12 protein-coding genes are annotated in these 11,371 nt (G+C 64.8%); 10 read left to right on the forward strand and 2 right to left on the reverse strand.

Annotation, left to right across the window (positions count from 1 at the left end):
• Positions 1-8 precede the first annotated feature (8 nt).
• The 9 genes from QF777_06770 to QF777_06810 all read left to right on the forward strand — a co-directional run bounded on the left by QF777_06770 (position 9) and on the right by QF777_06810 (position 8,850).
• A complete protein-coding gene (locus QF777_06770) occupies positions 9-356 on the forward strand; it encodes a hypothetical protein (protein MDP6911255.1) in 348 nt (115 codons plus the stop codon).
• Entirely contained in the window at positions 349-1,107 is a 759-nt protein-coding gene (gene tatC, locus QF777_06775; protein MDP6911256.1) for a twin-arginine translocase subunit TatC, read from the forward strand. Before QF777_06770 ends, tatC begins: the two co-directional genes overlap by 8 nt.
• Positions 1,104-3,659, forward strand: coding sequence for a DEAD/DEAH box helicase (locus QF777_06780; GenBank protein MDP6911257.1), 2,556 nt, complete (start codon positions 1,104-1,106; stop codon positions 3,657-3,659). The genes tatC and QF777_06780 overlap by 4 nt, the downstream gene beginning before the upstream one ends.
• Positions 3,659-4,279 (forward strand): hypothetical protein, encoded by a 621-nt coding sequence (locus QF777_06785; protein MDP6911258.1) that lies wholly within the window; start codon positions 3,659-3,661, stop codon positions 4,277-4,279. The genes QF777_06780 and QF777_06785 overlap by 1 nt, the downstream gene beginning before the upstream one ends.
• 64 nt (positions 4,280-4,343) lie before the next feature.
• Entirely contained in the window at positions 4,344-5,552 is a 1,209-nt protein-coding gene (locus QF777_06790) for a M20 family metallopeptidase (GenBank protein ID MDP6911259.1), read from the forward strand.
• A 58-nt stretch (positions 5,553-5,610) separates the two neighbouring features.
• Positions 5,611-7,233: an FAD-dependent thymidylate synthase gene (locus QF777_06795; GenBank protein ID MDP6911260.1), complete on the forward strand. Its 1,623-nt coding sequence runs from the start codon at positions 5,611-5,613 to the stop codon at positions 7,231-7,233.
• Between the two features lie 137 nt (positions 7,234-7,370).
• The gene (locus tag QF777_06800) at positions 7,371-7,853 is read left to right on the forward strand and encodes a hypothetical protein (protein ID MDP6911261.1); all 483 of its coding nucleotides are present in this window, start codon (positions 7,371-7,373) and stop codon (positions 7,851-7,853) included.
• Positions 7,854-7,930: 77 nt separating this feature from the next.
• Entirely contained in the window at positions 7,931-8,407 is a 477-nt protein-coding gene (locus QF777_06805; GenBank protein MDP6911262.1) for a GNAT family N-acetyltransferase, read from the forward strand.
• A 26-nt stretch (positions 8,408-8,433) separates the two neighbouring features.
• Complete coding sequence (locus tag QF777_06810; protein MDP6911263.1) at positions 8,434-8,850, forward strand: NUDIX domain-containing protein; 417 nt, start codon at positions 8,434-8,436, stop codon at positions 8,848-8,850.
• 37 nt (positions 8,851-8,887) lie between these two features.
• On the opposite strand, the gene QF777_06815 is transcribed toward QF777_06810, so the two are convergent.
• Together QF777_06815 and QF777_06820 are read right to left on the reverse strand one after the other, a co-directional pair.
• A complete protein-coding gene (locus QF777_06815) occupies positions 8,888-9,649 on the reverse strand; it encodes a crotonase/enoyl-CoA hydratase family protein (GenBank protein ID MDP6911264.1) in 762 nt (253 codons plus the stop codon).
• Positions 9,650-9,676: 27 nt separating this feature from the next.
• Positions 9,677-10,981, reverse strand: a complete 1,305-nt coding sequence (locus tag QF777_06820) for a hypothetical protein (GenBank protein MDP6911265.1) — start codon at positions 10,979-10,981, stop codon at positions 9,677-9,679.
• Positions 10,982-11,189: 208 nt separating this feature from the next.
• Between QF777_06820 and QF777_06825 the strand changes: the two genes are divergently transcribed.
• Positions 11,190-11,371 (forward strand): hypothetical protein (locus QF777_06825; protein ID MDP6911266.1); only part of this gene is annotated, 182 nt, incomplete at its 3' end.

Genomic DNA, 11,371 nt, shown 5'->3' on the forward strand with positions numbered 1-11,371 from the left:
TGGTCCCTATGGGCAATCTCGGGAGCGGCGAACTCCTCGTCATCCTGATCCTCGGGTTGCTGGTGCTCGGGCCCTCCCGGTTGGGCGTGGTAGTCCAACAGGTGGGCCGGGTCGTCGGCCAGCTCCGACGGATGGCTGGTGGGTTCCAGGAGGAGCTTCGCGACCTAGTGGAAGACCCGTCGATCGAAGCTCTGGCGCGTGAGCGCGGGCACCGTGTAACCGGAGGACAGTCATCAGTTAACGGACCTCTAGATGACGGGTCCGTTGATGACGGGTCCGTTGATGACGGGTCCGTTGATGACGGGTCCGTTGATGACGGGTCCGTTGATGACGGGGAACCGTTGACCGGTGGCTGACGTCGACGGCCGAATGCCCCTGGTCGCCCACCTCGAGGAGCTACGAAACCGCCTCCTCCGGTCGGTGGCCGCCGTGCTGGTCGGAACGGTTGTCTGCTGGGTGCTGTACCCGCAGATTCTGCACCTCCTATTGGAGCCCTACTGCCGTCTCCGTGAGGGCCTGGCCGACCCGGCCATGTTCGGCAATGGGTGCGAGTTGTTGGTGACTGACCCCCTTGAACCATTCGCCGTGAGGATGATGGTGGCCGGATACGGCGGCGTGGGTCTTGCCATGCCGGTGCTTCTGTGGCAGTCGTGGCGTTTCATCGCGCCCGGCCTCCATACAAGGGAGCGCCGGTGGGCCATTCCGTTCGTGGCCAGTGGGTTGCTGCTATTCGTCGGAGGCTGTTGGCTGGCTTACTGGAGCATTCCCAGGGCATTGGACTTTCTCGTGGGAATCGGAGGTCCCGACCTGGTAAGCGTCTTCTCGCCGGCCAAGTACCTGAGTTTCGTGGTGAAGATGACGCTGGCCTTTGGGATCGGGTTTGAGTTCCCCCTGGTGCTGGTGTGTCTGCAGCTCGCCGGCATCCTGACTCCGGCCGCGTTACGCCAGGCCCGCCGCTACGCCGTGGTCGGGATCGTGGCGCTGGTTGCGGTCCTGACTCCCAGCGGCGATCCGTTCACCCTCATGGTCCTGTCGGTACCGATGTTGCTCTTCTACGAAGTGGCCATCCTGATCGGCGCGCTACGAAACCGCCGGAGGGCGGAGTGACCATCGATCGTGGATTCACACTGGATCGCTTCCAGGAGGAGGCAATCGCTGCCGTGGATGCCGGGCGCTCGGTTCTGGTGGCAGCTCCGACATCGAGCGGCAAGACAGTGGTGGCCGAGCATGCCGTCGAGGCAGCGCTGACAGCTGGCCGTCGGGCGTTCTACACGACACCCATCAAGGCCTTGTCCAACCAGAAGTTCCGTGACCTGGGTGAGATGTTTGGACTGGACCGGGTGGGTCTGATGACCGGTGATCAGGTGGTGGCGCCCGACGCCTCGGTGGTCGTGATGACCACCGAGGTCCTTCGCAACATGCTCTATGCCGGGAGCAGAGCCACGGACGACCTGGCCTGGGTGGTACTCGACGAGGTGCACTTTCTGGAAGACCCGTACCGGGGGGCGGTCTGGGAGGAGGTCCTCCTACATCTGGCGCCGACCGTGGGCATCGTGGCCCTCTCGGCCACCGTCTCCAACGCCGCCGAGTTAGGCGACTGGGTGACGTCGGTACGAGGGCCGACCGACGTGATCGTGGAGACCCGGCGTCCAGTCCGTCTCCGGGCTCACTACCTGGTGGCGGAGCGTGGTCGCCATGGTGCGAGCCGGAAGGTCCATCGGACAGCTCTGCTGGTCAATGGCGGCAAGCCCAACCCGGTCGGGCGGCGCTTCGATCAGAATGGTCGCTCCTCCGGGGGCCAGTCCGGCGGCAGGCACCGTGGCCGGGGGAGGAGTGGACCCTGGGTTCCGCCTCGGCGAAACGAGGTGGTGTCCGAGTTGGCGGGCGCCGACCTGCTCCCGGCAATCCACTTCATCTTCAGTCGAGCCGGTTGTGACGAGGCCCGCGACACCGTGGTCCGCGACGGCCTGGTTCTCAACGATGATCGCGAGGCGGAAGCCGTCGACGCTCACATCGCTGAGCGCCTGGAGTCGTTGGGGGAATCGGACCGGGCGGCATTGCGAGTCGACCATTGGGCCGATGTGCTACGTCGGGGCATCGCATCCCATCACGCTGGCCTTGTACCCATCTTTAAGGAAGTAACCGAGGAACTCTTCGTCGCCGGTCTCGTGAAACTTGTCTACGCCACCGAGACACTGGCCCTCGGGGTGAATCTCCCGGCGCGTTCTGTGGTCATCGACCGCCTCACCAAGTTCACCGGCGAGACCCACGAGGTTCTGACGCCCGGCCAGTTCACACAGCTGACGGGACGAGCCGGACGGCGTGGCCTAGACGTCGAAGGCCATGCGTTGGTCTGCTGGTCACCCTTCGTGCCCTTCGATCGCGTGGCCGGGCTGGCCGGCAGCCGGGACTTCGTCCTTCGATCGGCGTTCCGGCCGACCTACAACATGGTGGCCAACATGGTCGAGGGCCGGACACGGGTACAAGCCGTGGACCTCCTGACGCGATCGTTCGCCCAGTTTCAGATGGACCGCCAAATGGCCACGAGGTTGCGTCGAAACTCGGAGAAGTACAACGAGGCAGCGCTGATCCGTAGGCGTCTGGACAACGAGGCACGGCCACCGGTTGCGCAGGCAGGGGGCAAGCTTGTCTCGGCTGCTGTACTCCGCCCCGGCGACATCGTCGTGCCCGACGATGGATTGGCCCATGTGGTCCTGTCGGTGGCCAATCGGGGCGGCGGGCGGATCCGGGTACGTACCCTCAGCCAGGAGGGTCGGGCGAGCGTGTTGTCGGACGGCTCCGTCGATGGCGACGATCTAGTCGGTGATCCGGAACTGGTTGGCCAGATGGAGCTCCCTGCACCTTTCGTGCCCGACGACCGTGAGTTCCGTCGCGAAGTGGCGCGTCGGCTATCCGACTTCGCCGTGGACCCGTCACATAGGACAGCCAGGGCTGTGGCGACGAATGGGGCCCCGGGTCTGGCCGGCGATCGGAAACGACTGCTCAGGCTTGAACGCGATCTCGCTCGCGAGGCTGATCGACCGGCTGACGTTGAGAGTGACCTAACCGCACGGTTCGATGCCGCCTTCGACGTCCTGTCGGCACGGGGAATGGTTGATGGATGGTCGTTGACTAAGCGCGGCCAGCCACTCACCCAGATCCACAATGAGGCCGACCTGCTAGTGGCCGAGGTCCTCGACGCAGGAATCCTTCGGGGCCTAAGCCCCTCGATGACTGCGGCGGTCGTCTCCTGTCTCACCTACCGAAAGCGTGGGCCGGGTGCCCCTTCGACGGTTCGGCTTTCTGCTCCCTTTCCCGACTGTTTCGACCGACTCACCGAATTGGCCGGGGTGGTGGCCGCCGCCGAGATAGCGGCCGGACTGAAGCCAGCGGATCTGCCGGACCCGGGATTCGCCCACTGCGTTCACGCGTGGGCGGGTGGAGCGGAATTGGGTGACGTCCTTGACGATGATCTCCCAGCTGGCGAGTTCGTGCGAAACGTACGTCTAGTGGCTGATCTCCTCCGACAGGTCGCGGCGACCGCAGGATCCGAGGTGGCCGCAGCGGCACTCGAGGCCCAGGAGGGCATCGACCGTGGGGTGATCGCCATGTCCTCGGGCAGGGTGGACTCTGAGGGAAGTTCGGAACCGCCCATCTGATGGGAGTGGTACGTGGCGAGGACTGGGGAGTGGTCGGCCCGGTCCCCAGCGACGCCCTCACGGCCTCATCCGATGGTGAGCTCGCTGACCTACTGCCTGGCATCCTCCGAGAGAGGCCCGACGTAGGAGCGCTGCCCGGCCCGGTTGTGGCCTTGACGGACGGTGACCTCTGCCGGACCCTGGGTGGGCGGGGCCGGGCACGACCGGGCGGCGAAGCGACCCTGGTGGACGTCGACGTGGGCGAGGCACTCCTAGATGGACGCCTGCACCGATTCGTGGCCCATCTGGTTGTCCGCCCAAATCGTCATCCGGGTCGCTGGTGGGTGGCCGCCAACGCCGCCCATCGTGGCGGCTGGAATGTGGCACCCCGGGCCCACCCCGGCGACGGGCTACTCGACGTCCTTGACGCCTCGGTACCGCTTGGTCAGGTCCCGGCGGCCTGGCGCCGCTTGAGCCGGGGCGTGCACGTGCCCCACCCAGCGATCCGGCAGGAACGGACTGCGGCGATCCAGGCCACTTTCGATCGACCGGCGGTCGTTGAGGTCGATGGCCGGCCCGTCGGGCGGGTAAGCGTCCTATCGATCCGGGTACGGTCCGGGGTCCTTCGCCTGGCAATCTGAGGCACCCCCGCCAGCCAATCCTCCGATCGGAAACGGTGATCGGACTGGTGGCTACGCTCAACAGATGGACACTCCCAACCACCATCCCCTCCCAGACGATCTCGTGGCTGAAGCCCGTACCCGGGTCTGTGACCGGGTCGACGAACTGGCCGAAAGGTTGGTGGCCACCTCTCATGCCATTCATGCTGAACCGGAGCTGAACTTCGAGGAGCACGTCGCCCACGAACTGTTGACGAATGTGCTGGCGGAAGAGGGGCTGCCGGTAGTCCGTGGTGCCTATGGCTTGGAGACGGCGTTTGAGGCGGATGCAGGGACCGAGGGCCCGGTGCTCGCTGTGCTCTGTGAGTACGACGCCCTGCCGGGGATCGGTCATGCATGTGGCCACAACGTGATTGCCACGGCCGGTCTGGGCGCCGGTCTGGCTGCCGCGACGGTGGCCGCTGAACTCGGCGGTCGGGTCCGGATCCTAGGGACACCCGCCGAAGAGGGAGGCGGCGGCAAGGTCATCATGGCTGGCCGGGGGGCATTTGACGGTGTGGACGCGGCGATGATGGTCCACCCGGCGGACGCCGACCTTGAGAACATCACCAGCCTGGCGATCCAGCAGGCCCGGGTCGTCTACGAGGGTCGGGCCGCTCATGCCGCGGCGGCGCCGGAGAAGGGCTTGAATGCATTGGATGCAATGGTGTTGGGGTACGGCAACGTGGCGGCCCTCCGTCAGCACATCGCACCGGATGAGCGTCTCCACGGGATCTTCATCGAGTCGGGTGACAAGGCGAATATCGTGCCTCGCCGGACCGTGGCCTCCTGGTACGCCCGCTCACCGTCTCTGGCAGGACTAGAGGCGCTCAAGGTCCGGTTGGTGGCCTGTCTGGAAGCCGGTGCAACTGCCGCAGGATGCGGCATCCAGGTCGAATGGATCGATGGGGGATACAACGAGGTGGTCGATAACCGGGCCCTACTCGATCGCTATATAGCCAACGCTGCGGCCTTCGGACGCGTCGTCGAGCCAACTATCAGCCACCAGGTTGTAGGCAGCACCGACATGGGCAACGTGAGTTACCTGGTGCCGGGAATCCATCCGATGATCAAGGTCGCTCCATTCGGGACGGCCATCCACACCGAGGACTTTGCTCGCTACGCGGCAGAGGCCGAGGCTGATCAGGCCATCGTGGACGGAGCCAAGGTCATGGCGTTGACGATGGTCGACTGCTGGACTGACCCCTCGGTACTCGACGCTGCACGGGCGGAGTTCGCCGCCGTCCACGCCTGAGCTGGGGCTGTCGGGGCGTCCGCGCCGCGGGGCCTGTCGCGGCATAGGTTCGGCGCTCGTGACCACGTATGCCTCCGAGGAATTCAGCGCCGACGAGGCCGACGTCCTCCGGCGCTACTTCACGAACCTGGACCAGCCAGTCTTCGCTCTGGTCAATCTGCCCGAAGTGGTCAAGGGGGCATTGTTCGCCCGCTATTCAAGGTCCGACAAGAGCCTCCGACGACTCTTCCTCGAGGAGTTCGTGGGTGAACTCGACGTGTCTGGCGACGAGAGTATTGATGCCACCGTGGGCCTACGTCGTGCCGAAGAACTCTACGACAAGGTCTTCTTCGAGTATGGCGACGACAGCGTGGCCCAACTCGGGGGCGTGCACCTGGCCTGTGAGCAGGCCTCCAATCTGCTGACCAAGATCCTGGAATGGGGACGCCTGATGGCGTACCTCGAGCAGTCCACTCGCTACATCGCCTACGACTCCCGTCTGGGCGGGCGGTACCGCTATCACCGGGATCCCCAAATCCTGGCCTCGGCGTTGGGGGCCCGCTACATCTCCGACATGGATCGGCTTTTCGACGTCTACGCCGACCTCGTCCGGGAGATGAACGAGCATTTCCGTGGCCGTATCGCCAAGGCGCCATCGGACTCTGACTTCATCTACCGGCAGGCGGTAGCCGCTAAGGCCTTCGACGCCGTCCGCGGCGTGCTTCCGTCCGCCTCGCTGTCCAACGTGGGCATCTACGGGACGGGGCAGGCCTACGAGTCGTTGCTGGTCAGGATGCGGGCCCATCCCTTGCCTGAGGCTCGCGACTATTCAGCGTTGATGCTGACCGAACTCCGGAAGGTCATCCCATCGTTCCTGAAACGGGTCGACCTGCCCGACCGGGGCGACGAGATCGGCGCCTATTCCGCGGACATACGGGAACGCCTGGAGGACCTGGCGGAGGGCTACTTCCCGGCGGAGGAGCCGGCAGCCGGTTCGCCCACCGTCGACCTCACCGACTTCGATCCCGATGCTGAGGTCAAGTTGGTGGCTTCGGCGTTGTACCCGGCCACCAACCGCTCCGACCGTGAAGTTGAGGCCCGGGTTCGTTCGATGACCGTCGATCAGCGCTTATCTGTCCTGCGGGCCATGGTTGGTGACCGGGCTCATCGACGTCACCGCCCGGGACGTGCGTTGGAGCGGCCTTCCTACCGCTTCGATGTGCTGTCGGACTACGGCGCCTTCCGCGACATGCAGCGCCACCGGATGATGACCATCGACTGGCAACGGCTCAGCCCGGACCATGGCTACGTACGACCACCCGAAGTGGACGAAGCCGGCGTTGGCGGTCGCTTCGATGCCGCCATGGAACGTTCACGTGATCTCCACGATGCGCTTCTCGAGCCTTTCCCTGAGCAGGCTCCGTATGCCGTGTCGCTCGCCTACCGGGTGCGGTACATGATGCACATGAACGCGCGAGAGGCCATGCACGTCCTTGAGTTGAGATCTACGCCACAGGGGCACCCGTCGTACCGCGAGGTGGCTCAGCAGATGCACCGCCTTATCGGCGATGTGGCGGGCCATCATGCCATCGCTGAGATGATGGCCTTCGTCGATCATTCGTCAGAACCCGAACTGGAACGCTTGGACGCTGAGCGTCGGGCCGAGGAGAAGCGGGCGTCGAGAGATTCGCAAACCAGTTGACGACCCGGACCAGAGATTCGCTACCCCTGGTGTTGGCGACGCTCCAGACCGGCCCGATGCTCCGTGGTGGATCGCACGGGCCGAGAACCTGTCTATGCTCCCGCCGCTAGCCCATAAGAAACCTTTTCGAGGCCCTGATGAGTGATACCGAAACCGACGAACCCTCCAGCGAGGATTTAGGCGACCCGTCCGAAGACGGCGTTGAGTTGGATGTCGACGACCTCGACGACCTCAACGACGAGGTGGACGATGATGCTCCTGGTGAAGATGACCCGGCTGGTGCCGATGAATCTGATGAGTCCGACGACGAAGATGAGGACGAAGAGGGCGCCCGTCCTGTCGGTGACCCCACTTCCGACGAGGAGGAAGAGGACGACGACGAAGTCGAGGACGATCTGGATGCCATCCTTCGCGATCGGATCGCCGCCGCCGCTGACGACGACGAAGACGAGGACGAGGAGGAGGCGTCGGTCAAGGCGGCAGCGCCCAACGTCTCTCCCGGAGACCTTGTCGAACGTCAGGATGACGAACTCCACTGTCCTCACTGCTTCCTGTTGGTCCAGGCCTCTGCGGTTGCCTCATCGGGGGAGTGCGGGCATTGTGGAGGACCGATTTCCTGAATATCGCGCTCCGGTGGGGGCCTACATGGGGAAGAGTCGTCTGATGGAGGAGCGGTCCTGATGGGCGTGTGGGTCTGATGGAGGAATCGGTTCGACTTGCCGTACTGGCCGATGCCGAAGTCCTGGGGTGCCTGGCCGCGGGGGCTCGGGCCGAACTGCCTGACAAGAAGGGCGGCGACGTGGTGCAACGACTGGATCCGCATCGTGTCGATCCCGGCGCACGGGTTATGGCCGCGGTCGAGGATCCCGACGCGACCGTTCTCTTGGGATGCATCGACGGAACTCCGGTTGGCTACGGCCTGATGACCGTGGCCTTGGTGTCCGACGGAAGCCTCCAGGCGACGGTTGACGAGTTGTTCGTGGATCCAGAGGCTCGGTCAGTGGGCGTTGGCGAAATCCTCATCGAGACTCTGAAGGCTGACGCCATGGAGCGGGGAGCGGTGGCCATCCAGTCCACGGCCCTGCCTGGAGACCGCGCCACCAAGAACTTCTTCGAATCCCAGGGCATGGTGGCAAGGGCCATCATTGTCCATCGATGGTTGGACGGTCGGTGAAGGTTCCCTCGCCTACTCACCGTTCAGTGATTGGCCGACCGGAACTCTGCGTGGGGGCTGTGGTGGTCGACGAAGACCGGCTGCTGCTGATCCGACGTGGCACCGATCCGGGACGTGGTCGCTGGTCGCTTCCAGGGGGGCGAGTTGAAGCCGGCGAAGCCTTGGTGGCGGCCGTCGTGCGAGAACTTCGTGAAGAGTCCGGTCTGGAGGGTCTCTGTGGCCCGATGCTGGGGTGGGTGGAGCGGATGGGTGTTGACCACCACTTCGTGATAGTCAACTTTCGGGTGGACATCCTCGATGATGCTTCTCCGGCCGCCGGTTCCGATGCCGACGAGGCGGCCTGGACGTCCTTCGATCAACTTGAAACGACTGACCTCGCCGACGGACTGGCGGCCTTCCTCGTTGACTACGAGGTGGTCCCCAACGGGGTCCTGTTCGTCTGACTGGTGGTTCGCTAGTGCCGGTATCGGTGACTCCGGTTTAGCGACCCAGCCAGTTGGGGGCGCGCTTTTCGATGAAGGCCCGTGGTCCCTCTTGGAAATCCTCTGAGCGTAAGACGTCGCGGGCTGCCTCAGCACTCAGGGCGAAGGCCTCATCGTCGTCCAAAAGGGCACCCTCGATGATCACCTGACGTGACGCCCGGACGGCGAGCGGGGCATTGGCGCTGATCTCAGAGGCCAATGCGATGGCACTGTCCAATGCTCCTCCCGCTTCCACCAGGCGGTTGACCACACCATGGTGGTGGGCTGTCTCGGCGCTGATCGGATCACCGGTCAGCGCCATCTCCATGGCCAAGTTTCGAGGGATGGCCCGTGGCAGGCGAATCAGCCCACCCGCGTTGGCAATGAGCGAACGCTTGACCTCCGGAATTCCGAACCGGGCATTAGAGCCGGCTACTACCAGGTCACAAGCCAGGACTATCTCAAACCCACCGGCCAGGGCAGGGCCTTCGACCGCAGCGATTATCGGCTTGGTTCGCTCGCGACGAACAATGCCGGCGAATCCGCCACGATCGGTGGCAAGGTCCGCTTTTCCAGAGGCCACCGCCTTGAGGTCGGCACCAGCACAGAAGGCGGGTCCGGCGCCGGTGATGACACCCACCCAGAGGGAGTCATCCGCCTCTAACTTGTCGATGGCCGACTGGAGATCGACTGCTAACTGATGGTCGACGGCGTTACGGGCTTCGGGTCGATCCAAGGTGATGACCGCTACGCGGTCCCGAATCTCGAAATGGACGGTCATGTCGTCGACCCTACTGAGAGGTCCCGATCAGGAACGAGTGCGCCCCCGGCGGGCACGGGGCGGCGGAGTGGGCTCGATACCGAACGCCTTGGCAATGTCGGGCACGCTCATCGAGAGTCGCTTGACAGCTGCAAGCAACTGCTCGTTCGGTTCTGCGGGCAGACCCTCGGGCACAACCCGGAGGTGAACTGGCGAAAGGGATACAGCGTCCAGCACGGTGGCCCAACGGTCCTGGCTGGTGTCGGCGGTGAGGCCAGCGGCCGCCATGGTGGCCAGACGATCGAGGAGGGGAGCGGACAGCGGAGACCCTGCCTTGGGTGGTCGCGAGCTGAGTCGCAGAGCACGCACCACCCGGTCGTCGTCAAGTGCCGAGGTGACCTCAGCGAGCCAGGCCTGTTGTTCGCGGTCCACCCGTAGCGCAAGGCCCGCACGAATCTGTTCGGCGAGGTCCTTGTTCTCCTTGCCCTTGGCGGACTGCTCGGCGGCCACAACGACGGATCGCAGATCTCGTAGGTCGATGTCGTCGATACCGGCCAGTGCGGCCTCGGCCCGGTCCTGCCAGTCGGCGATCCGGAGCGACGGGTGGATCCGTTCTGCCAGCTTCAGGAGTAGTGCGGCGGGGATCGGCGGTTCACCGGCTGCCTCGGAAGCCTTGTTTTGGGCTTCGATGGCCGAACGTACACCGGGGACGCCGTCCCGCAGCAATATCTGGGCTAGCAGCTTTTGATCCTCGGGAAGGGCGGCCAGGGCCGCCTTTCGGTGGGTGCGGCGAGGCCGAAGTCGCTTCGCCCGGGGCTTTTGGGCAGCGTCGTCAACTGGCCGCTTGCGGGGGCGACGGTCTCCGCCTCCGCCGTCACGTTGTGGACGGGATCGGCGATCGCTGGACCCTCGGCGGTCCCCGCCGTCCGGTCGGCCACCTCGGGGACTGTCGGCCTTTGAGCGATTATCCCCGTCACCACGCGGGCGGCGCCGGTCACCGCGACCACCTTCGCGTCCGCCGCGACGGTCTCGACCGCCACGTGGGCCGTCGTCATCTCGCCGACGGTTTCGTTTGCCGGCTAGTCGTGTCGTGACCAAGGGCTCGTCGCCGCCGGATCCGAGTATCTCAAGTAGCGCCGGGGCCTCTCGTGCGGTCTTGTCGGCCAGTACTGAGGTCACCTCAATACCGTCCATGAATTGTTCGACCTCGACGCGCAGGACATCGCCCACGACGGCGCCAGTGGGTACGAGTGATCCTCCGACCGAACCCTTGGGTTGGCGTGCTCCGGCAGCGCGCCAAGTCCAGTTGCCGTCTTCTCGTGTGCTGGTTAGCTCGATCTCCATCCGGGGCATGGACAGGAACGCTAGCCGTCCGAGTCCCTGATCCGACCGGGTGGTGGTGGTCGGTGGGACAGGACGGTTAATCATTCCTGGCTTGCTGTAAGGCGGCCTTTGGTCGGACCTGACGGACCATCAGATAGTGCAGTAGGGTCAAATGATCCGACCGGAGGGGTCGGTACATCCGTGTCGCCTATTGGTGGCTTGAGGAGGAAACAGACCGATGAATCTACGGCTGCGTTTGATGGTGGTCTTTGCGGTGTTCACGTTGTTCGCGGGCGCCTGCGGGGGAGTAGACGATGCAACCTCGTCGGACGACAGTGGGTCGGCGGCTTCGGCGACGACTGCTGCGCCGGCTGCGACTGCTGCGCCGGCTACGACTGCTGCGCCGGCTACGACTGCTGC

Source organism: Acidimicrobiales bacterium, assembly GCA_030747595.1.
Taxonomy (GTDB): domain Bacteria; phylum Actinomycetota; class Acidimicrobiia; order Acidimicrobiales; family MedAcidi-G1; genus UBA9410.